Origin of the sequence: Sphingobium sp. JAI105, from assembly GCF_015752145.1 — a bacterium.
Lineage (GTDB): Bacteria > Pseudomonadota > Alphaproteobacteria > Sphingomonadales > Sphingomonadaceae > Sphingobium > Sphingobium xenophagum.
In genome coordinates this window covers 3,222,602-3,243,644 of record NZ_JADOUC010000001.1, presented here as the reverse complement: position 1 = coordinate 3,243,644, position 21,043 = coordinate 3,222,602, and the positions used below count along the sequence as shown (strand labels likewise).

General features: G+C 64.2%; 18 protein-coding genes and 1 tRNA gene. 9 read left to right on the top strand and 10 right to left on the bottom strand.

Translation table 11 applies throughout. The annotated features are described in order from the left end of the window. Positions 1-5 precede the first annotated feature (5 nt). Complete coding sequence (locus IWY39_RS15740) at positions 6-1,010, top strand: LLM class flavin-dependent oxidoreductase (RefSeq protein WP_107125430.1); 1,005 nt, start codon at positions 6-8, stop codon at positions 1,008-1,010. Here IWY39_RS15740 and IWY39_RS15735 read toward each other — a convergent pair. Beyond that, positions 1,007-2,095 (bottom strand): acyltransferase family protein, encoded by a 1,089-nt coding sequence (locus IWY39_RS15735; protein WP_107125429.1) that lies wholly within the window; start codon positions 2,093-2,095, stop codon positions 1,007-1,009. The two genes, IWY39_RS15740 and IWY39_RS15735, sit on opposite strands and share 4 nt — an antisense overlap. Before the next feature lie 195 nt (positions 2,096-2,290). Between IWY39_RS15735 and IWY39_RS15730 the strand changes: the two genes are divergently transcribed. Continuing rightward, a complete protein-coding gene (locus tag IWY39_RS15730; protein WP_026002126.1) occupies positions 2,291-3,946 on the top strand; it encodes an ATP-binding protein in 1,656 nt (551 codons plus the stop codon). 158 nt (positions 3,947-4,104) lie between these two features. On the opposite strand, the gene IWY39_RS15725 is transcribed toward IWY39_RS15730, so the two are convergent. From IWY39_RS15725 to IWY39_RS15700, 6 genes are all read right to left on the bottom strand, one after another. Then, positions 4,105-5,556 carry an MATE family efflux transporter gene (locus tag IWY39_RS15725; RefSeq protein ID WP_017181600.1) on the bottom strand — a complete coding sequence of 484 codons (1,452 nt, stop codon included), beginning with the start codon at positions 5,554-5,556 and terminating at the stop codon, positions 4,105-4,107. Positions 5,557-5,660: 104 nt separating this feature from the next. Continuing rightward, entirely contained in the window at positions 5,661-8,498 is a 2,838-nt protein-coding gene (locus IWY39_RS15720) for a valine--tRNA ligase (RefSeq protein WP_107125428.1), read from the bottom strand. A 45-nt stretch (positions 8,499-8,543) separates the two neighbouring features. Then, positions 8,544-9,266, bottom strand: coding sequence for an NnrU family protein (locus IWY39_RS15715; RefSeq protein ID WP_107125427.1), 723 nt, complete (start codon positions 9,264-9,266; stop codon positions 8,544-8,546). A 44-nt stretch (positions 9,267-9,310) separates the two neighbouring features. Next, complete coding sequence (locus IWY39_RS15710; protein WP_107125426.1) at positions 9,311-9,826, bottom strand: DUF2497 domain-containing protein; 516 nt, start codon at positions 9,824-9,826, stop codon at positions 9,311-9,313. Positions 9,827-9,863: 37 nt separating this feature from the next. Next, positions 9,864-11,276: a TolC family outer membrane protein gene (locus IWY39_RS15705; RefSeq protein WP_017181604.1), complete on the bottom strand. Its 1,413-nt coding sequence runs from the start codon at positions 11,274-11,276 to the stop codon at positions 9,864-9,866. Between the two features lie 91 nt (positions 11,277-11,367). Continuing rightward, positions 11,368-12,000 carry a protein-L-isoaspartate O-methyltransferase family protein gene (locus IWY39_RS15700; protein ID WP_107125425.1) on the bottom strand — a complete coding sequence of 211 codons (633 nt, stop codon included), beginning with the start codon at positions 11,998-12,000 and terminating at the stop codon, positions 11,368-11,370. Between the two features lie 199 nt (positions 12,001-12,199). Between IWY39_RS15700 and IWY39_RS15695 the strand changes: the two genes are divergently transcribed. The 4 genes from IWY39_RS15695 (at position 12,200) to IWY39_RS15680 (ending at position 15,359) form a co-directional block, all read left to right on the top strand. Beyond that, positions 12,200-12,273 (top strand) — tRNA-Cys (locus tag IWY39_RS15695). A gap of 162 nt (positions 12,274-12,435) precedes the next feature. Further along, a complete protein-coding gene (locus IWY39_RS15690; protein WP_196871613.1) occupies positions 12,436-13,686 on the top strand; it encodes a tyrosine-type recombinase/integrase in 1,251 nt (416 codons plus the stop codon). A 513-nt stretch (positions 13,687-14,199) separates the two neighbouring features. Next, complete coding sequence (locus IWY39_RS15685; protein ID WP_107125423.1) at positions 14,200-15,078, top strand: ArdC family protein; 879 nt, start codon at positions 14,200-14,202, stop codon at positions 15,076-15,078. Next, positions 15,075-15,359, top strand: a complete 285-nt coding sequence (locus tag IWY39_RS15680; protein WP_107125422.1) for an RNA polymerase sigma factor — start codon at positions 15,075-15,077, stop codon at positions 15,357-15,359. Before IWY39_RS15685 ends, IWY39_RS15680 begins: the two co-directional genes overlap by 4 nt. Positions 15,360-15,494: 135 nt before the next feature. Here the strand turns inward: IWY39_RS15680 and IWY39_RS15675 are convergent, their stop codons facing one another. Next, a complete protein-coding gene (locus IWY39_RS15675; RefSeq protein WP_107125421.1) occupies positions 15,495-15,638 on the bottom strand; it encodes a helix-turn-helix transcriptional regulator in 144 nt (47 codons plus the stop codon). Positions 15,639-15,937: 299 nt separating this feature from the next. Here IWY39_RS15675 and IWY39_RS15670 point away from each other — a divergent pair, with 299 nt between their 5' ends. Together IWY39_RS15670 and IWY39_RS15665 are read left to right on the top strand one after the other, a co-directional pair. Beyond that, complete coding sequence (locus IWY39_RS15670; protein ID WP_107125484.1) at positions 15,938-16,876, top strand: HEPN domain-containing protein; 939 nt, start codon at positions 15,938-15,940, stop codon at positions 16,874-16,876. Next, positions 16,873-17,427 carry an AAA family ATPase gene (locus IWY39_RS15665; protein WP_196871612.1) on the top strand — a complete coding sequence of 185 codons (555 nt, stop codon included), beginning with the start codon at positions 16,873-16,875 and terminating at the stop codon, positions 17,425-17,427. The genes IWY39_RS15670 and IWY39_RS15665 overlap by 4 nt, the downstream gene beginning before the upstream one ends. A 38-nt stretch (positions 17,428-17,465) precedes the next feature. Here the strand turns inward: IWY39_RS15665 and IWY39_RS24350 are convergent, their stop codons facing one another. Continuing rightward, positions 17,466-17,675: a conjugal transfer protein TraD gene (locus IWY39_RS24350; protein WP_107125483.1), complete on the bottom strand. Its 210-nt coding sequence runs from the start codon at positions 17,673-17,675 to the stop codon at positions 17,466-17,468. Positions 17,676-17,691: 16 nt separating this feature from the next. Continuing rightward, positions 17,692-18,021: a conjugal transfer protein TraD gene (locus tag IWY39_RS15655; protein ID WP_107125419.1), complete on the bottom strand. Its 330-nt coding sequence runs from the start codon at positions 18,019-18,021 to the stop codon at positions 17,692-17,694. A 171-nt stretch (positions 18,022-18,192) separates the two neighbouring features. On the opposite strand from IWY39_RS15655, the gene traA reads away from it, so the two are divergent. After that, positions 18,193-21,042 (top strand): Ti-type conjugative transfer relaxase TraA, encoded by a 2,850-nt coding sequence (gene traA, locus IWY39_RS15650; RefSeq protein WP_107125418.1) that lies wholly within the window; start codon positions 18,193-18,195, stop codon positions 21,040-21,042. Position 21,043 lies beyond the last annotated feature (1 nt).

Below are 21,043 nucleotides of genomic sequence, written 5' to 3'. Positions count from 1 at the left end.
CGGGCATGACACGTTTTTCCCTGCTCGACCTCGTCCCCGTCCGCGAAGGCGACAGCGTATCCACCGCGCTCGCCAATGCTGCCGATCTTGCGGCCCATGCCGAGGCGCTGGGCTATCATCGCTACTGGGTCGCCGAACATCATGGCATGCCCGGCATCGCGTCGGCCGCCACATCGGTCGTGCTGGCCCATATCGGCCATGCGACCTCCACCATCCGTATCGGCGCAGGCGGCATCATGCTGCCCAACCACGCTCCGCTGCTGATTGCCGAGCAATTTGGCACGCTTGCGGCGCTTTTCCCCAACCGGATCGACCTGGGGTTGGGCCGCGCGCCCGGCTCCGACCAGCGGGTGGCGCAGGCGATCCGCCGCAATCTGGCCGGCGGCGCGGATCAGTTCCCGCGCGACGTCATGGAATTGCAGGCTTATTTCGCGGGTGACGAGCGGCTGGGCATAGAAGCGACGCCGGGCGCGGGCGAGGATGTGCCGCTGTGGATATTGGGGTCCAGCCTCTATGGCGCGCAGCTCGCCGCCGCGCTCGGCCTGCCCTACGCCTTCGCCTCCCATTTCGCACCGGGCGCGCTGGATGAGGCAATCGCCATCTACCGCCGCGATTTCCGTCCGTCGGCGCAGCTGAAATATCCTTATGTCATGGCGGGCTATAACGTCTTTGCCGCCGACAGCATGGAAGAAGCGCAATTGCTGGCCAGTTCGATGCAGCAGGCGTTCGTGCGCCTGCGCACCGGGCAGCCGGGCAAGCTCCAGCCGCCGGTGGAGGGCTATTATGACAGCCTGCCGCCCCAGGCGCAGGCGATGCTGTCCGACGTGCTGAGCGTTTCCAGCATCGGCACCCAGGCCGATGTCGAGCGCGACATTGCCGCCTTCCTGCGCCGTACCCAGGCGGACGAGTTGATCCTCACGGGCCAGATCCATGATGTGCAGGCGCGCAAGCACAGTTTCGCCATCGCCATGGCCGCGGCACAGGCGCTTACCGCCCGCGAACCGGCTTAACGCGAACGAGGTTTCAGCCGGCCCCCGCTCAGCACGCTCGCCGCGCCGGGTGCGATCCGGCGCAGCCGGGTAGCGATCAGCATGACCGCGCCCAGCACCAGCAATGGCTGGATCAGCAGAAAGACGGGATAGAGCGGCGATCCGAGCTTGCCGAACAGCTTGCCCAGCAGTGGCCCGAACAGCCAGATCAGGATCAGGTGCGCGCAGAAGAGGAAGAAGGCAAAAGGCTCGATCCGCAGCAGCACAGCGCGCGCCCTGCTTCCCGCCAGCGCCCATGCCAACCGCCAGAAAGCGAGCGTGGCCGCGATCCGCACCATCAGGTCGATCGCATTGCGCACCGGCGCGTATGGCACCTCCACCAGCCCGACCATCAAGCAGAACTGCACGCCGATCATCAGCGCAAAGGGCAGCACTGCCGCCGCCAGCGGCAGCGCTATCGCCCGCTGCGCCCACGCGCCGCGCCGGGCAAGGATGCCGAGCGTGAAGAAGCACAGGATCGACGCCCGCATCAGCAATGGCGGCCCCAGCCCAGCCACATGTGCCGCAGCGGTCGCCATGACCACCAGCCACAGCCCCCATCCCGGCGAACGCACCAGCATGGGTGCGGCAACCATGCACAGGAACAGGTCGCGCAGGAACGGCATCTGGACATTGATGTCGGGGTTGCGGCTGATGATCAGCACTTCCTGCACCACCCACCAAAGCGATGTCGGCACCGGCGCGCTCAGCGACCAGAGGTAGGCCGTGCCAGACACGAGCAGGATCGCCAGCCCGTTCCACAGGATCATCGGCAGCAATATCGTGCGCGCCTTGCGCCGGACATGCGGCGCCCAATGGCGCGCAGTGTCCGATCCCGCCACCAGCCAGCCGGAAATCAGCCCCAGCAGCGGCACCGCGCTGCGCCCGAATATCTCCATCAACGCCCAGCGCAGATTATCCTGCGCACTGCCGCGCAGCGCCGCGAGCGCTTCCCCATTCTGCCCGGTCCAGGCATGGACATAGACCACGCCAAGGATGCAGATGACACGGGCAATGGCGATCGCATCGGAGCGACGCGCTCCATCGGCCAATATCGTTTCGGACAAACAAAGATCCTGACAGTTACGCGGCAACAATGCGCCAATTGGCCCGCTGTTCCCCGCGTGGCAAGGTCGATCCGTTTCGGACCCGTGCCCACGCCCTGTTAACCGTCCGCGCGTATAAGCCAATCTTTACCTTCATCGCCTAGACAAGTCTCTGTTTGCCGGAATCCGCTCCGGTCAAAGGGATGACAAAGGCTCATGACCCAGATGCCGGGCGTACATGAATTTTGTAATGCTGTACCGTCCGCGCACCCCGCCTTGGGGCAAGCCATGGGTATGGTGTTCCAGATCGCCGGGTCGAGTTCCAAGGTGATGATAGACCCTGTGCGGCTCGCCGTCCTGGGTCAGGATCTCGATCCCTGCACCGCCATGGCCGGGCAGGTCGGCAGCCAGGTAAAGATGCGGGTGGGCGAATGCTGGCTGGTCGCCAGCGTCCGCGCGATGACGCTGGATCAGGCGAGCCAGAGCATCATTGCCGACATCGATTTTCTGGGCGAGGGCGAAGAGGAAAAGCTGACCGGCCGTATCCATCGCTTCCGTCGCGGCGTTACCCGCTATCCCACGCCGGGTACGGACATTTTCCCCGTGTCGGGCAGCGACATGCAGCAGATTTACGCTGCGGACGACCGGGCCAACGTCGAAATCGGCACCGTCTATCCGACCAACGACACCCGCGCCGCCCTGTATGTCGATTCGATGCTGGGCAAGCATTTCGCGCTGCTCGGCTCCACCGGCACCGGCAAATCGACCAGCGCAGCGCTGATCCTGCACCGCATCTGCGACCTGTCGCCGCAGGGGCATATCGTCATGATCGACCCGCATGGCGAATATGGCGCGGCCTTCGCCAGCAACGGGGCTGTGTTCGACATCAACAATCTGGCCCTGCCCTATTGGCTGATGAATTTCGAGGAACATTGCGAGGTGTTCGTCACCTCGTCCGGCTCCGAACGCACCGTCGATTGCGACATTCTCGCCAAATGCCTGCTCGCGGCGCGATCGAAGAACCGCCTGGCCGAACAGATTGGCCGCCTGACCGTCGATTCGCCCATCCCCTATCTGTTGTCGGATCTGACAAACATTCTCCAGAATGAGATGGGCAAGCTCGACAAGGGCACCAACTCGCTGCCCTATATGCGGCTCAAGACCAAGATTGACGAGATCAAGGCCGACCCGCGCTACAGCTTCATGTTCTCCGGCATGCTGGTCGCCGACACGATGCAGGCCTTCATCGCCAAGATTTTCCGCCTGCCATCGGACGGCAAGCCGATCTCCATCATCGACGTGTCGGCCATGCCGTCCGACATCACCTCCACCGTCGTGTCGGTATTGTCCAGGTTAGTGTTCGACTATGCCATCTGGGCGCGCGACGAACCGCAGCGCCCCATCCTGCTCGTCTGCGAAGAGGCGCATCGCTACATTCCCAACAGCACCACCGGCGCGGGTCAGGCGGTGCGCAAGATTTTGGAGCGGATCGCCAAGGAAGGCCGCAAATATGGCGTCTCGCTGGGCCTCATCACCCAGCGCCCGTCCGATCTGGCCGAAGGCGTGCTATCCCAGTGCGGCACCATCATTTCGATGCGCCTGAACAATGATCGCGACCAGGCCTTCGTGAAAGCCGCCATGCCCGAAGGCGCGCGCGGCTTCCTCGATTCCATCCCGGCGCTGCGCAATCGGGAAGCGATAATCTGCGGCGAAGGCGTCGCAGTGCCCATCCGCGTCGCGCTCGACAATCTGGAAGAACATCGCCGCCCCGCATCGGGCGACCCCAGCTTCACCGAACTCTGGCGCCAGTCGGGCGGCGAGGACGCCATTCTCGACCGCACCATCACCCGCTGGCGCAATCAAGGGCGCTAAAGCGGCCTTTTGCTGAATGTGCCTTAGCACATTCGTGCCGCACCGGCCCTCTCCCCCACCCGGCCACCCCACGATAGTAGCCTATGGGTGGCCGGGTGGGGGAGAGGGCCGGTGCGGCTGCAAAAATGCGCCCTTCCGCGCATTTTTCAAAAGACCCCTTACCCGGTCGGCGCGATCCGCCCGGCCGGCTCCGCCTCGCTGTTCACGGCCTCGCGACATTCTTCCTCATGCACCGGCACCAGCAGCTTGGCCTTGCGCCAGCCGCCATGGGCATAGACGAGGAACGCCAGCAGCAGCGACACGAACGACCCCGCCGGGAAGCTGAACCACAGCGCGTCCGGCCCGATCAGCGGATAACCGACATAATAGAAGCCGATCCGCACCACGAACAGGGTGAAGATCAGGATGATGAGCGGCTTTACCACCACGCCATTGGCGCGCATCACGCCAAACAGGATCATGGTGCAGCCAAAGGCCAGGAAGCTCCAGCTCACCCGCAACTGCATGTGCCAGGCTTCGGCCATCACCGCGCTGTTATTGCCCAGGAACAGGCTCAGCAGCGGCTCGTGGAACGCCAGCATCACCGCGACCATCGTGCCGGTGATCAGCAATTGATAGCCGATGCCGACCCCTGTGATCCGGCTGATCCGGTCCCACCGGCCCGCCCCCACATTCTGCGCCGCCATGGCGCTGACCGCCGCGCCCATCGCCATGGCCGGCATCTGGAGATAGGTCCATAGCTGTTGCGACGCGCCATAGGCCGCCGTCACCGCCAGCCCTTCGCGATTGACGAGGCCGATCATCACCAGCCCCGACGCCGACATGACGATCATTTGCAGCCCCATCGGCAACCCCTTGCCCAGCAGCACCCGCATCTGGTCCGCGGCGGGGCGGAGATAGGCAAGCTCCGGGCCGCGCAACCGCAGCGGCAGATCCCTGGCATAGCTATAGGCGATGATGCCGATCAGGCTGATAAAGCCCGCCAGCGCCGTCGCGGTCGCGGACCCGGCGATGCCCATGGCGGGAAACGGCCCCAGCCCCAGGATCAGCACGGGATTGAGAATCAGGTCGACGCCTACGCTGACGATCATGAAAATGAGCGGCGTGCGGGCGTCCCCCACTCCGCGCAGGCCCATCATCATCATCACCGACAACAGGGTGGCGGGCATGGCGATGAAGATGACGCGCAGATAGACCAGCGCCATGTCATAGGCTTCCGCCGGGGTCGCCAGCACCCGCAGCAACGCCGGCGCGCCCAGCCAGCCCGCGGTCGAAACCACGACCGCCAGCCCCATGCAGAAACCGACCGCCGATCCAAACGCGCGCCGCGCTGCATCGACATCCCGCTGCCCCATCGACTGGCCGATCATGACGGTGGCCGCCATGCCAAATCCGAACACGACGGAGAACATCAGGAACATGATGATATTGGCGTTTGCCGTCGCCGCCAGCGCCTGCGGCCCCAGAAAGCGCCCGACCCAGATCGCATTGATCGAACCGTTGAGGGACTGGAGGATGTTCGACGCCAGCGTGGGAATGGCAAACAGCAGCAGCGTGGACGCGATTGGCCCCTGCGTCAGGTCTTTTCCGCCCGCTGTGCTCGCTGCCACTTGCGACCTTTCCTTTCATGTCAGTGTTCCCGCGCAGGCGGGAACCCAGTTCGGACGTTTCAACTGGGTTCCCGCCTGCGCGGGAACACATAGTCCTTATAGCTTCACCCCAGCCGGTCCAGCGCTGCTTTCAACCGTTCGGCCTCGGCGCTCTTTTCGGCATGGTCCTCGCGGGCCTTGGCCACCGCTTCTGGCTTGGCCTTCTCAACGAAGCTGGGGTTGGACAGCCGCCCGCCCAGCGCATCGCGCTCCTTCTCCGCGGCGGCCAGCGCCTTGGCGAGCCGCGCTTTTTCCGCCGCAATGTCGATCACGCCTTCCAGCGGCAGGATGAAGGTCGCCTCATCCACCACGATCTGCGCCGCGCCGCCTGCGGGCGGCTCGCCAAAGGTCAGGCTTTCGATCCGCCCCAGCCGCGCCAGCGCCGCGCCCTGCCGGTCGAGGCGACGATGCGTCTCTTCCGATCCGTCGCGCACCACCATGGGCAGCTTAGCGCCGGGCGGCACATTCAGTTCGGTCCGCCCGGTGCGGATCGCGCTGACCAGCCGGATCAGCCAGTCAATCTCGGCCTGAGCCTCCGTATCCACCGCCGCCAACGCCCTGGGCCATTGCGCGACGATCAGCGCGCTCGCGCGGTCGCCGGTCAGGTGCCATAACTCTTCGGTGATGAATGGCATGAACGGGTGCAGCATCACCAGGATCTGGTCGAACGCCCATCCGGCGACGGCGCGCGTTTCGTCATCCATCGCGCCCTTGGTCAGTTCGATATACCAGTCGCAAAACTGGTCCCAGACGAAATGATAGATGGCGTTGGCCGCCGCATCGAAACGCAGGTCGGCGAGCGCCGTGTCGATCGCCTGCACGGTGGCCACCGTCTCCGCGATGATCCAGCGATTGACCGGCAGGGCGGCGGCGGGCGCATCGATGCTGGTCGACGCCGTGACGCCGTTCGACTGGAGGAAGCGCGCGGCGTTCCACAGCTTGGTCGCAAAGTTGCGATACCCCTCGACCCGCTTCTCGTCCATCTTCACGTCGCGGCCCTGGCTCTCCATCGCGCTCATGAAGAAGCGCAGGGCGTCCGCGCCATATGTGTCGATCAGGCCCAGCGGATCAACGACATTGCCCTTGGACTTGGACATTTTCTGCCCGTCCGCCGCACGAACGAGACCGTGGAGATAGAGTTTGCGCCATGGCACGTCCCCCATGAACTCCATCCCCTGCATCGCCATCCGCGCGTCCCAGAAGAACAGGATGTCGAAGCCGGAAATCAGCAGATCATTGGGGTAATGGCGAGACACTAGTGAGTTGCTCCCCTCCCCTTCAGGTTCAAACGAGGCGCGTGACTCGTTTGAAGGGCTGGGGGTGGGGCTTTGCCCGATACGCTGCCCATCAGCGACAGGCTCGACCCCAACCCCTCCCCTGAAGGGGAGGGGCTTTTCTGTTGCACCATCCGGCCAGCCCAGCGTCCCGAACGGCCACAAAGCCGAGGAGAACCAGGTGTCGAGGACGTCGGAATCGCGGGTCAGCTTCCTGTTGCCAGCCATAGCCTGCGCTTCGGCTTCGGTCTCTGCCACATAAGATGCGCCATCCTCGTCGAACCACGCCGGAATCTGATGGCCCCACCACAACTGCCGGGACACACACCAGGGCTGGATATTCTCCATCCAGTTGAAGAAGGTCTTTTCCCACGTCTTGGGGACGATCTCGATCCGCCCATCGCGCACCGCCTGCATCGGCGCGACGGCCAGCTTGGCGGCGTCGACATACCATTGGTCGGTCAGCCAGGGTTCGATCACCACGCCGGAGCGGTCGCCAAACGGCGTCTGGATGACGCGCGGCTCAAAGTCCGCGACGACCTCCTCGCTTTCCTTGTTCTTGGTGACATGCGGCATCAGGAAGCCCAGCGCCTTCATCTCGGCCACTACCGACTCACGCGCGCCGTCCACGCCATCGCGCTTGAAGCGGTGCAGGCCCAGATAGGCGTCGGGGACCAGACCGTCCGCCGTCTGCACGACATTGGCGTCCGCATCGAACATATTGAGCATCGCGCCAGCGGCGATCCCGGCGCGCTTGCCGACCTCGAAATCGTTGAAATCATGCCCCGGCGTGATCTTGACCGCGCCCGATCCCAGTTCGGGGTCGGCATAATCGTCGCCAACGATGATGAGCCGCCGCCCGGTGATCGGCTGGAGAATTTCCTTGCCGATCACGCTGCGATAGCGCGCATCGTCAGGATGGACCGCGACCGCCATGTCCGCCAGCATCGTTTCGGGCCGCGTCGTCGCGACCACGATATGATCAGTTCCGTCCGCGAGTGTCACGCCATCGGCCAGCGGATATTTGAAGCGCCAGAAGCCGCCCTGCGTCTCCTTCGTCTCCACCTCCAGATCGGAAATGGCCGAACGGAAATGCGGGTCCCAGTTGACCAGCCTTTTGTCGCGATAGAGCAGGCCGCGCTGGTGCAGTTCCACGAACACCTTGACCACGGCCTTGCTGAAATGCGGGTCCATGGTGAATTGTTCACGGCTCCAGTCCATCGAACAGCCCAGTCGCCGCAGCTGGCCGGTGATCGTGCCGCCGCTTTCCTGCTTCCATTCCCACACTTTGGCGATGAATTCGTCCCGCGTGTAATCGGTGCGCTTCTCGCCGCGGGCATTCATCTGCCGCTCGACCACCATCTGGGTCGCGATGCCCGCATGGTCGGTGCCGACCACCCACAGCGCATCCTTGCCGCGCAGCCGCTCGTAACGGATCATGATGTCCTGCAACGTATTGTCGAGCGCATGGCCGATATGCAGGCTGCCGGTCACGTTTGGCGGCGGATTGACGATCGTATAGGGCTGCGCGTCCGGCCGTTCGGGGCGGAACAGGCCGTTCGTCTCCCAATGCGCGTACCAGCGGGCTTCGATATCGGCGGGGTCGAATGTCTTGGGCAGATCGGTCATGGAAGCGCCCTTAATGGCCCTTCCCGTTCCATTCCAGCCGAAAGATCAGCCCAGCCAGCGCCAAATGCCCGCAGGCCAGCCGGTCAGCGGTATATGCGCCCAGGTCGCAACCAGCCAAAGGACCGTTCCCCCTGCCAGCGCATGCAGACCGAAACGCCCGAAACGCGCCCGTCCGGCCAGGATGGCGGCGAACGGCCAATAGCTGGTCCGCGATTCCCACAGCGGCCACGAATCAGGGGTCAATGCCGCTTTCTTGCTGTCCTGCAGAGCAGCGCCCACCAGCGACAGGATGATGATCGCCACGGACAGGATGATGTTGGCGATGACGGGATAGACCAGAATATGCGCCACGCCCCACAGCGCGATGGCCCACATCATGGGGTGGCGGGTGATGGCAAACACGCCCCTGGCTTCGGCGGGCACCATGGCCCTGCCATCAGGCGCGGGCAAGGCGGGGTTACCGACCAGCGACCCCAGCAGCAGGATCGACGCGATCAGCATGATGACCGTCACCAGCGCCCACAGGCCGTCCCCCACCGGCCACAGCATGGGCGTGACCGGCGCGGCACGATAGGCAAGGATCATCCAGATCAGCGTTGCCGCCGCTACCAGCGAATAGAGGCCCAGAAAGCCTTTTTCCCCCAGACGCGACACCAGCGGCGCGCGCAACGGATGCGACATCAGGAAATGCGTTCCGACAAACGCCGTCGCCGCAATCAACAGCATCATATCGCCATGCCCCCAGCCATGCCAAGCCAGGGGCAGCATATCATGATTGGAACAATCGCGTCAGTCGTCGAACAAAGGAAAAATCAGCGCGCGGTGATGCGGGCGATTTCCTTGGCCACCATATCCTCGACCAATGCCGGCAGGCGGGCGTCCAGCCATTCCTTCAGCATCGGCTTCAGCATCGACCGGACCAGCCCGTCGAGCGTATTGTCGGCACCCTCGGGCGCGGCGATCAGCATGGAGGACAAGGCTGACAGCGAGTGGCGCGCGGCGACTTCGCTCTCGACCGACAGGATCGACTCATCCGCCGGGGCTGCAGGCTTGGCCGCGGGCGTCGCCTTCGCGGCAGCTTTGGGAGCGGGCATCACATCCTCCACCACGATCTCATCGGTCAGTTCCAGCACCTCGTCGACCAGCGGCGCGAAGGATACGGGGGCCGGTTCATCAGGCGTGCCAGTTTCGATCACGGGCTTGGGCGCGGCATCAGCCCGCCCGCGACGCGGCGCCGCCTGTACCGCCTCCTCGCCTTCCTCGGCGATGATCCGCTTGATGGACGAGAGTATCTCTTCCATCGACGGTTCCTTTGTCATGTCGCCCATGCCGTCCCCTGACTATCGGCCCCGCAATCACAGCCCCTTATGGCTGTTGTGCCGTTTCGGGACTCACATTGGCGTTTTGTGGCAGCGTGTCAACGGTGCGCGTGGCGACCGGCATGGGCGCTGCACCATAGTCCCAGTCGAACCATTTGCCCTTCACCCGGTCATAATTGACCATTGGATCGTAGAGCGTGCCGCTGGCCAGCCCCAGATCGTCTGCTTCGGCATGGCCCATCGCGGCGAGCAGGCTGAAGCCGGCGACATAGGCGTTGCGCCGCGCCGACACCAGCTGGACGCGGGCGTTGAGCGCTTCCTGCTCGGCATTGAGGATGTCGAGAATGGTGCGGCTGCCGACCGAATTTTCGGCCCGAACGCCTTCCAGCGACAGCGATGCCGCCTCGACCGCCTTCTGGTTCGAATCGATCGTCTGGAGCGACGCCTGCCAGCTGGCATAGGCGGCCCGCGTCTGCGCGATCACGCCGCGCTCGATCTCGATCTCCTGTTCGATCGCCTGCGATTCGAGCGCCTGGGTCTGGCGCACCTGCGCGGCCGGACGACCGCCCTGATATAGCGGGATGGTCAGCTGCACGCCCGCGACGGCCTGCTTGTTGATCTGCGGCCCTTCGACCGCATTGCCATTGGCGTCGAGCGCGGTGCTGTCGAGCGAATGGAGATAATTGGTGTAGCCCGCCTGGGTGAAGGCCGACACGCGCGGCAGCACGCCGCCCTTCGCCGCCTTCGCGTCATAATGGCGCGCCTCGCGCTGCTTCTGCGCCGCCAATATGTCCGCATTGTCGCGCAGGGCCACCTGCACGGCGGTCTCCGGGTTGGCGGGCAGACCCGGCAATTGCGGCGGCGGTTCCAGATTGTCGGGCGCCTCGCCGACCAGCGCAATGTAATTTTCCCGGCTGGTGATCAGGTTGGCCTGGGCAATCTGGAGGTCGGACCGGGCCAGCGCCAGCCGCGATTCGGACTGGGCAACGTCGGTGCGGGTCAGGTCGCCCACCTCGAACCGGTCGTTCGTCGCCTGCAGGTTGACGTCCAGCACCTTCACATTGGCCTGGTTGAGCGCCACGATGGCGCTGTCGCGGATCACGTCCATATAGGCCGCGACCGTCTGCGAAAACACGCTTGCTTCGGTGCCGCGCAGGTTCGCCTGACCGGCGGCGACGCGGGTCTTGGCGGCCTTCACGCCATTGCGAACGGTCCCGCCGGAATAGATCGGCACATTCAATTGCGCCTGCGCATTCACGGTGCGCTGTGGCGCGGTGAAGCTGATCGTGGGCTTCAGGATGCTTTCGCTATAGCTACCGCTCACGTCGGCCGCGGGACGCCCGTTCGCCTTCTGGAGCGGCACATTTTCGTCCGTTGCGCGCTGCCCCGCGCGCGCGCCGGTCAGCGTCGGGTTGGACGCATAGGCCTTCGCCAGCGCCCCCTGCAACGTTTCGGCCATGGCCGGACCGGCCAGGCAAGAGGATAGCAACAGCAAGGCTGTAGCGGTGGTCCGCCGGAAATTAGGTCGCTTTGCTGTCATGATCCCCGTCTCAAAAAACGAATCGCTCCGGCGCGGCAAAGCCCGGCAGCACCACCATCTCAATATCCGCGACGCTGGACAGGCCCAGCACGCCCGCGACGACCCGGCCACTCGCCAGCCGGGTGACGCCGCGTTCGACCAGGCCCGTGACGACCCGCGCCCCATCGCCAAGCTGCCCAACGAGCGCGGCGGGCACTTCCGCCACCGCGCCGTCGATAAACAGCAGATCATAAGGCGCACCAGCGGGCGATCCGGCATTGAGCGGACCACGCACCACGCTCACGCCGTCAATGTCCGGCCCGCCCTCTTCCTCGATCGCCGTCACCTGCGCGCCCATTGCGGCCAGCAAGGCGGCGCTGTAGCCGGTCGCCGCGCCGATCAGCAGCACCTTGTCGCCGGGCGCAACCTTCGCCTCGGTCAGCAGGCGCCCCGTCACCAGCGGCGGGTTCAGCGCACGGCCGCCGCTCAGCGGGATCGGGCGATCGACATAGGTCATGGCGCGGCGCTCGACGGGGACATAATCCTCGCGCGGCACGCTCGCCATCGCGGCGATCACGCGCGGATCGTCCACGTCGCTGGTACGCAACTGGCTTTCGACCATGGCGGTCCGCATCGAAGAAAAATTCTGCTCGGTCACGATCATTCTCGCTTGGTCGATTGGACTTGGCACAACTGTATTGGTAATGCAATACAGCAAGGGGATCAACGGACCTCTAAATCAGCGCGCAGGCCACGCCAAGCGGCTTTGCACGGCAAAGGACCAGAATCTTGCGCCCACTGCCCGATCCGCCGCTTGACTTTGCAACCAAAGCCGCACATTTGCGGCGTCCACCGCGACGGATGGCCCGATGGCGGAGTGGTTACGCAGAGGACTGCAAATCCTTGCACGCCGGTTCGATTCCGGCTCGGGCCTCCATTTTTGCTTCTCAGCAGGTCTGAAAGCATCCCAAAACTGGCTGTTTTCTGCGGTTTTTCAGTGGTATTATGGCTCCGTCAGGCTCGGGCCATTTCACTAAATCTCACCCAAATGATGGTAGATTTGATGGTTGTCCCGCCAAAGCGATCGGGAGCTACCATCATGTCCTACGGAAACCGGCAGAAATCCGGGCTAAATGCGGCCTGTGTGTCGCGTGCAAAACCCCAGGACAAGGCCTACAAGCTCAGCGACCGCGACGGGCTCTATCTACAGATCGAACCGAGCGGCACCAAGTCCTGGAGAATGAACTACCGCATTCTCGGAAAACAGAAAACCATCAACTTCGGCCGTTGGCCTGAACTGCCGCTGGGTGAAGCACGGAAACGTCTGCTCGACGCAAGGCGCCTCATCGCCGATGGAACGGACCCGATCGAGCAGGCCAAGCTGGAAAAGATCGCAAAGACCCTCGCCGCCTCGCATACGTTCGAAGCGGTCGGGAACGAGTGGCTCGAAAAGATCGGTGCCGAGGGCGCAGCGGCGATGACGATCAAGAAGTCACGCTGGCTTCTCGCCAAGCTCTATTCCGCGCTCGGCCAGCGTCCGATTGCCGAAATCTCCCCGCATGAGCTGCTCCTCGCGCTCAAGAAGATCGAAGCCTCGAAGCGCTACGATACCGCCAATCGCGCACGCACGGCGGCCAGCCAGGTCTTTCGTTATGCGATCGCGACGGCGCGTGCCGAGCGCGATATCGCGACGGACCTGCGCGGCGCCCTCATTACTCCGAAGACAAACCATCGGGCCGCGATTACCACACCGGTGGAGGCCGGTGCGCTCCTGCGCACCATCGACACCTACGACGGCTACGCCCTCACCCGAACCGCGCTGCGTTTGCTGGCGCACGTCTTCGTCCGGCCGGGCGAGTTGCGCTGGGCCGAATGGAAGGAGTTCGACCTCAAGAAGCGGGTCTGGACGATCCCGGCCCACAAGATGAAGATGCGGCGCCCTCATGCCGTTCCGCTGTCGCTACAGGTGCTGGGCATCGTGAGGGAGATCGAACACGACGCCGATTACAGCCCCTTCCTCTTTCCCTCGCTGCGCTCCGTCGAGCGCCCCATGTCGGACAACACGATCAACGCCGCGCTCCGCCGCCTCGGCTACGGCAAGGACGAAATGACCGGCCACGGGTTTCGCGCGCTCGCCGCGACGCTGCTCAACGAAATGGGCTGTTGGAATCCCGATGCGATCGAACGCCAGCTCGCCCATGCCGATGGCAACTCAATCCGCCGCGCCTATGCGCGCGGCCAGTACTGGGACGAGCGCATTCGCATGATGCAGCACTGGTCAGACCATATCGACCAGCTGCGCGACGGGGCCACGGTTCTGCGACCCAAGTTTGGCCATAGCGGGTCATGAATAACCGACGTGGGTCTGGCCTCGCTGCACGCACGATCCCGATTTAATAGTTGAGATGTTAAATAGGAGCGTCGTGTTAGAACGCACTGCTGAACTAAGGTCGTACTGACGGCGGCGTCCCAGCCCTGACGGCCTGACCGCGCTCTACTTCCGCTACCGCTCCAGCCGAGCCACCGTGCGGCGTCTCGTCGGCATAGCCGTCACGATCGCATGACGCGTCCCGTCCCGCCATTGGGCGGGCCGTTCGGGATGCGCTTGGCATCCCGCCAATGGTCGCCGAGCGTCAGGCGCGGCGGCGTTGAGCCTTGACGGCTCCGTGGTGGCGGGGGGCGTCGCGGCCCCTTAGCCCCGCCTCGACGGCGCGCAACCCGTGCGCTTCGCTGCCGGGTGCTCCTCTTCGTTTCGCCCCTTCGGGTGCGCCCCGCCTTTAGCCGGCGGGGCTTCTGGTCTGCTCCTGCCGCCCCCCGCCACCCTGGCGCCGGTCAATGGCGGTTGAGGAAAGGAGCGGGAGTTATGGCCGACCGTCAGAGCCTTTATGGCGAGGTTACCGCACGTGTGATCGCCGAGCTGGAAGAAGGACGTCTTCCATGGGTGCAGCCTTGGGACGCCCGGTGCCCTTGCACGATGCCGCATAACGCGATGTCTGGACGAGTGTACTCCGGAATTAATGTCCTGATCTTGTGGTGCGAAGCGGTGGAGCGGGCATTCACGTCGCAGCGCTGGCTTACCTACAAGCAGGCCGAGAAGGCAGGCGGGCATGTGCGTCGCGGCGAGAAGGGCACAGTGATTTGCTATGCCGACCGCTTCACCCCCAAGGACGAGGCCGCGAAGGCCGCAGGCGAGGACCGCGAGGCGCGCACGATCGCCTTCCTCAAGCGCTTCACCGTGTTCAATCTCGACCAGATCGAGGGGCTACCCGAGCAGTATGCAGCCGAGCCGGTGGTGCCCGATCCGGTCATGGCGATTGCCGAGGTGGGCCGGCTGATTGCCGCGAGCGGCGCGGACTTTCGGATCGGTGGGAGCAAGGCGTTCTATTCGCCGGGGCAGGACTACGTGCAGGTGCCGCCACAGGCTGCGTTCCATGAGCCCATAAACTGGTTTCGCACGGCGCTGCACGAGCTTGGCCACTGGGCTGGCGGCAAGGGGCGGCTGGAGCGCGATCAGAGCGGCAAGTTCGGTTCGGCCTTGTACGCGAAGGAGGAACTGGTCGCCGAAATGACCTCCGCCTTTGCCTGCGCATCGCTGGGTATCGAGCCCACGGTCCGCCATTCCGATTACATTGGGGCGTGGCTTGAAGTCCTGCGCGCTGACGAGAAGGCGATCTTCCGGGCGGCGAGTGCAGCCAGCAAGGGTGCCGACTACCTCCTTGCTTTCGGGGAGGACGTGGCATGATGCGGCGTTTTTACCAGCTGGAGCAGGCTATCCGCGAAACGTTCCTGCGCGACGCTTTCCCCGACTACGAGGACCCGCAAGTGCGGCGGGTAGCGCGGGCGGTCCATTCGCTGCCGCGCTTTCACCGTCAGCTGTTCTGCCTCGTGCGCTACGAGAACTGGTCCTACGACAAGATCGCCGCGCGCTTCGACATCAGCGTGCGCCGGGTGGAGATCGAAATGGGCCGCGCGATCGCGATGCTGAGCCAGTCGCTGGACCGGCAGAAGCGCAAAGGCTGGTGAGCAAACGGGCGCGCCCGCTGGTGCGGGCGCGCCTGGCTGTTGCTGGTTTGGATGAATTGCTCAGGTTTGGGGCGGGAAGTCCTCGACCGAGTAGAACATGGGGTTTTGCAGCCACTGGTCGATGGCGCTGCGCCGCTAACCGACGCAGCGCTGTGCGATCCGGGCCTGCTTTGGAAACGTGCCGTCCTGGATTTTGCGATAGAGCGTCGCGCGCGACAGGCCGGTCTCTTTCAGCACCTGCGGCAGGCGCACGAAGGAATTGGGTGGAGCTCTGTTCATCTGCCTTGATCCTTCCGATTGGTGTGGGTTGGATTGGCCGGCCACGAGAAGAATTGAGGCAATCGGGCGCGAGCGCAACACGTTCACGCCCGCTCAGAGCCGTGTTGGCCCCATGTGGCCCCATCAGCACCGTCACAGTCCCCGCGTGTTGCGTTGGTCTCTGCGGCTCAAGGCCCATTTGCCTCACCATGATCGAGTCGCCGCGTCGGACGACTCGCGCATCACCAGCTTTGGCACCAGCGATTGGGCACTTGGCCTTGCATCACCAGGCCTTCGTGCCGCACAATCAGGATCAGGCTATGAAGACGAACCTCGATCACCTCCCGGAAAAGAAGCGCCGCGACCTTGAGCGCGTGGTGCGCACGCTGTTCGAGGAGTTCGAGGACACCATCGCCATCGCGACCCAGAGCTGGAAGAAGCAGGGCCGGATCATGAAGGTCGTGCTCTACGGTTCCTACGCGCGCGGTGACTGGGTGGAAGACCCGGTCGGCGGCTATTTCTCCGACTACGATATCCTCATCGTCGTCAGCGACGAGCGGCTGACCGAGACCGTCGAATACTGGCACCGCGCCGACGAGAGGCTGATGCGCGATTACGCCATCACCAGGCGGTTGTCTGCGCCGGTCAGCTTCATCGTCCATTCGATGACCGATGTGAACGCGCAGCTGCGCAGTGGGCGCCCGTTCTTCGTCGATCTCGTGCGCGATGGCATCCTGCTCTACGACGGCAACGAGCAGGAGTTTGCGAAGCCGGAGACGCTGTCGGCGGCTGAACATCTCGCTGAAGCACGGCAGAACTATGCAGAATGGTCGGAACGGGCCGCCAAAGCGCTCAAAGGTGCGCGTTTCTATGTTTCTGAGGGCGATCACAACGACGCCGCCTTCCTTTTTCATCAGGCGGCGGAGAGGTACTATTTGTGTCTGATGCTCACGATGGGGTTGTACGCGCCCAAATCGCACAATCTCCAGTTCCTGCGCAGCCAGTCCGAACCGTTGCTTCCCGCGCTCATTCCGGTGTGGCCGCGCGACAGCAAGTTTGCGCGCAAATGCTTCGAACTCCTGAAGCAGGCCTACGTCAACGCGCGTTACTCGCCCGAATATGAAATCCGCCCCGACGAGCTCACCTGGATTGGGGAACGCATCGAGCTGATGGAAAGCGTTGTTCGCGAAGCGTGCGAAGCCCATCTGGCCGCGCTTGAAGCGACAGCAACGCACGCGACCACCGCGCCGCAGGAATGAGCCCGACGCCTCCCGGTAATTTCGTCGTCATCTCGGGCTGCTCGGGTGGCGGAAAATCCACTCTGTTGGCCGAACTGGCGCGCCGGGGCTTTGCCGTCGTCGAAGAGCCGGGCCGCCGCGTTATCGCCGAAGAGCAGCCTAGCTCGGGTACGGCACTGCCGTGGATCGATCTGGCCGCATTCGCCCGGCGCGCGATCGATCTTTCGCTGCGAGATCGTGACGAGGCGTCAGGACAGGACGGATGGGTGTTCTTCGATCGCGGTTTGATCGATGCCGCCATCGCGCTCGAACATGCGAGCGGCGAGCCAGCGATCAAGGCCTATGGTTCAGCCCATCGCTACCATCGCCACGTTTTCCTCACGCCGCCTTGGCCGCGAATCTATGTTCACGACGCTGAGCGCCGCCATGATCTCGATGCAGCTATCGCGGAGTATGACCGCTTGCTCGCCGTCTATCCCAGCCTTGGTTATGATGTGACAATCCTGCCCAAGGTGTCGGTCGTGGACTGGGCCGACTTCCTGCTTTCGGCACTGAACCAGGGCGAACGATAAGCAGCTCTCGGCACCGTCAACGACCTACTGTTGAGCCTTCATTCCTCGGCCAAAGCAAACGCTCGCTTGCCCCTTCGCCGCCACAGCGTCAGCGCCTGTTCGCGATGCTCGCTTCGCAGCCTCGCCGACGCTTCGACAAGCAGGCCAAGGATCACGGCGCGGTCGTCGTCGGTCAGCTCGACAAGCCCGGCTTTCATGACCAGCCCGCCCAGTTCGATAAGCTGCCGGGTACGTTCACGCCGCTTCACCTGCCATTCCCGTGTGTCATGCCGCGTCTGGCCCATCGAACAGCGGTTGCGCGCTGCCCGGTTCCGGTGCAGCGCCGCGCGGCTCGCTGCCAGTTCGTTGGCAAGCTTTTGTCTTCCCTTCGCCCGAAAAGAACGCCGAGCCCCGTTTGCGCCACGCCTCCTTCCTGGCAGCGTCTGTCGCGCTGGCGGCGTCGAGCAGAATGCCAGCCAGCTCTTCGGGTGAGAAAGCATCGGCGCCGGTCGCTGTGACCAGCTCACCAAGCTGGCTCACCTTGCGGCTTTTGAGTTGCTTCGCCTTGTCAGTCAGCGCCTTCAGCTCGGCATCGTAGTCCTTGGGTTTGCGCATGGTCCGTCCTTTCGTTGAGGAAGTCGGACCATTCCGCTATCGGGAGTCTCAGCCTCCCTCAATAGCGTGAAATCCTCTGGGATTTCGTGTTCCCGAGTGCGATGAAATCGTTCGAGGGCGCGCTTATACGTCGTGCCGACGTGCGCTTTCAGGGGTAATTGGTATGTCGCCATGGCGATCTACCACTTCTCGGCCAAAGTCATTTCCCGCGCCGCCGGATCGTCCGCCGTGGCCGCCGCCGCCTACCGTTCGGCCTCACGGCTGCACGACCAGCGGTTAGGCCGCAGCCATGACTTCACCAACAAGGCGGGCGTCGTCCATTCCGAAGTTCTGCTTCCCGAGCACGCGCCCGAGGAATGGCATGACCGGGAGCGGCTGTGGAACGACGTCGAGGCGGCCGAGAAGCGCAAGGACGCGCAGCTCTCGCGCGAAGTCGAGTTCGCCATCCCGCGCGAGATGAAGCAGGCCGATGGCATCGAACTGGCGCGCGACTTCGTGAAGCGTGAATTTGTGACACGCGGCATGGTCGCCGATCTCAATGTGCATTGGGATATGGGGGCGGACGGCATGGCCAAGCCGCACGCCCATGTGATGCTCGGTTTGCGCGAAGTCAGCGAAGAGGGCTTTGGCGCGAAGGTGCGCGACTGGAACCGCACCGAACTGCTCACCCACTGGCGCGAGGCCTGGGCCGGGCACGTCAACACCCGCCTGGCCGAACTAGATATCGACGCGCAGGTCGATCACCGCTCGCTGGAGGCGCAGGGCATCGAACTGGAGCCGCAGGACAAGATCGGCCCGGCCGCCGTGCGCATGGTCGAACAAGGCCTGGAGAGTGAGCGGCTCGACGAGCACCACGCCATCGCAAGGACCAACGGCGAGAAGCTGCTCGCCGCCCCGCACATCGCGCTCGATGCGATCACCCACCAGCAGGCGACTTTCACCAACCGCGACCTTGCCATGTTCGTCCACCGCCACAGCGAGGGAAAGGAGCAGTTCGATCAGGTGATGGCGGCGGTAAAGGCCTCGCCCGAGCTGGTGAAGCTGGGCAAGGACGGGCGCGGCGAGGATCGCTTCACCTCGCGCGCGATGCTGGAGGCCGAACAGCGCCTTGAACGGCAAACAATTCGCCTCGATGCCGAGCGCCACCACAGCGTGCCCGACCGGCATCGCGACCGTGCTCTTACGGGCGCTGAGGCGCGCGGGATGGTGCTCTCACCCGAGCAGCGCGGGGCTTTCGAGCATGTCACCGATGCGCGCGGGATCAGCAGTGTCATCGGCTATGCCGGGACCGGCAAGAGCGCGATGCTCGGGGTCGCGCGCGAAGCGTGGCACTTGGCGGGCTATTCCGTGCAAGGCGCCGCGCTCTCGGGCATCGCCGCCGAGAACCTCGAACAGGGATCGGGCATTGCCAGCCGAACGCTTGCCAGCCTCGAACACCAGTGGGGGCAGGAACGCGAGCTGCTGACCAGCAAGTCGGTGCTTGTCATTGATGAGGCGGGCATGATCGGCACGCGCCAGATGGAGCGCATGATGCGCGAGGCCGAGAAGCGCGGCGCCAAGGTCGTGCTTGTCGGCGATCCTGAGCAGCTTCAGGCGATCGAGGCGGGTGCGTCGTTCCGCAGTATCGCCGAGCGGCACGGCGCGGTCGAGATCACCACCATTCGCCGTCAGTCCGAAGAATGGCAGCGCGAGGCGACGCGGCAGCTTGCTAATGGTCGAACCGGTGAGGCGCTCGCGGCGTACGAGGACGCGGGCCATGTCCATGCCGCCGGGACACGCGAAGAAGCGCGCGCCAATCTGATCGAGCGTTGGGACACCGATCGACAGGGACACCCCGATGCCAGCCGGATCATTCTCACCCACACCAACGATGAAGTTCGCGAACTCAACGAAGCGGCGCGCAATCGTCTGCGCGTCGCGCAGATGCTGGGTCACGACGTGGGGCTGACCGTTGAACGCGGTGAGCGAACTTTTGCCTCGGGCGACCGCGTGATGTTCCTCAAGAACGAGCGCAGCCTTGGTGTGAAGAACGGGACGCTGGGCACCATCGAACATGTCAGCGCCGCCAGCATGCGCGTGCGCACCGATGACGGGCGGTCCGTGGCCTTCGACCTCAAGGACTATGCCCACGTCGATCACGGCTACGCGGCCACGATCCACAAGTCGCAGGGCATGACGGTAGACCGGGTCCATGTGCTGGCAACACCAGGGCTTGATCGGCATGCCTCCTATGTTGCGCTGTCCCGGCATCGCACCCAGGTCGATCTGCATTACGGGAAGGATGACTTCGCCGAGCGCAGCCGGCTTGTCCGAGCGCTCGGCCGCGAGCGCGGCAAGGACATGGTCTCCGACTATACCCGCGCGCCCGAGCAAGTGCCGGAGCCCGAGCCAGCGCCTACGCCGAAGAATGAACCCAAGGTTCGGCGCAATCCCTTTGCCGGCATGCGGTTCAAGGTACAGCCGGAGCCGGCCATTCAACAGGCCCAGCCATTCGACGCCGCCGTCGCGCGCTACGGGCGTGCACTGCGCAACATCGACCGGATGCAGCGCCAGCGGCTTAATCCGATTGTCAGCCAGGTGCACGCTCTCGATCGCGCGGCCAAAAGCCTCGATGCCCAGCGCCCGCACGCGGCAGAGGATATGTACGCGGCCATGAGCAAGGACCCGTCGCTGGTCGATGAGGCGGCCCAGGGCAAAAGTGCGCGCGCCATCCAGGCGATGCGCCTTGAAAGCGAGATCCGCATCGCGGCCGATGAGCGCGCCGATCGTTTCATCGAAGAATGGCAAACCCGTACCCGCCAGTTCCTGCGCATGCAGAAGATGAGCGATCCCCTCGGCGCCGAACGCGCGGCCGAGCGAATCGATTATCTGTCAAAGAGCTTCCATCGCGACCCGGAGCTGGAATCCCGGCTTCGCGGGAGGTCTCACGAACTGGGTTTTAAACCCCGCGAAGGCAGTACCTTGTCCCGGGATATCCAGGACTGGATCAGCCGCTCGCGCTCACGGGGGCTTGAGCGTTAGC

Coding starts and splice junctions, on each gene's coding strand:
- IWY39_RS15740 (WP_107125430.1), top strand. CDS start 6: ATGACACGTTTTTCCCTGCTCGACCTCGTCCCCGTCCGCGAAGGCGAC.
- IWY39_RS15730 (WP_026002126.1), top strand. CDS start 2,291: ATGACCCAGATGCCGGGCGTACATGAATTTTGTAATGCTGTACCGTCC.
- IWY39_RS15720 (WP_107125428.1), bottom strand. CDS start 8,498: ATGACCGATCTGCCCAAGACATTCGACCCCGCCGATATCGAAGCCCGC.
- IWY39_RS15715 (WP_107125427.1), bottom strand. CDS start 9,266: ATGCTGCCCCTGGCTTGGCATGGCTGGGGGCATGGCGATATGATGCTG.
- IWY39_RS15710 (WP_107125426.1), bottom strand. CDS start 9,826: ATGGGCGACATGACAAAGGAACCGTCGATGGAAGAGATACTCTCGTCC.
- IWY39_RS15705 (WP_017181604.1), bottom strand. CDS start 11,276: ATGGCCGAAACGTTGCAGGGGGCGCTGGCGAAGGCCTATGCGTCCAAC.
- IWY39_RS15700 (WP_107125425.1), bottom strand. CDS start 12,000: ATGATCGTGACCGAGCAGAATTTTTCTTCGATGCGGACCGCCATGGTC.
- IWY39_RS15690 (WP_196871613.1), top strand. CDS start 12,436: ATGTCCTACGGAAACCGGCAGAAATCCGGGCTAAATGCGGCCTGTGTG.
- IWY39_RS15685 (WP_107125423.1), top strand. CDS start 14,200: ATGGCCGACCGTCAGAGCCTTTATGGCGAGGTTACCGCACGTGTGATC.
- IWY39_RS15680 (WP_107125422.1), top strand. CDS start 15,075: ATGATGCGGCGTTTTTACCAGCTGGAGCAGGCTATCCGCGAAACGTTC.
- IWY39_RS15675 (WP_107125421.1), bottom strand. CDS start 15,638: ATGAACAGAGCTCCACCCAATTCCTTCGTGCGCCTGCCGCAGGTGCTG.
- IWY39_RS15670 (WP_107125484.1), top strand. CDS start 15,938: ATGAAGACGAACCTCGATCACCTCCCGGAAAAGAAGCGCCGCGACCTT.
- IWY39_RS15665 (WP_196871612.1), top strand. CDS start 16,873: ATGAGCCCGACGCCTCCCGGTAATTTCGTCGTCATCTCGGGCTGCTCG.
- IWY39_RS15655 (WP_107125419.1), bottom strand. CDS start 18,021: ATGCGCAAACCCAAGGACTACGATGCCGAGCTGAAGGCGCTGACTGAC.
- traA (WP_107125418.1), top strand. CDS start 18,193: ATGGCGATCTACCACTTCTCGGCCAAAGTCATTTCCCGCGCCGCCGGA.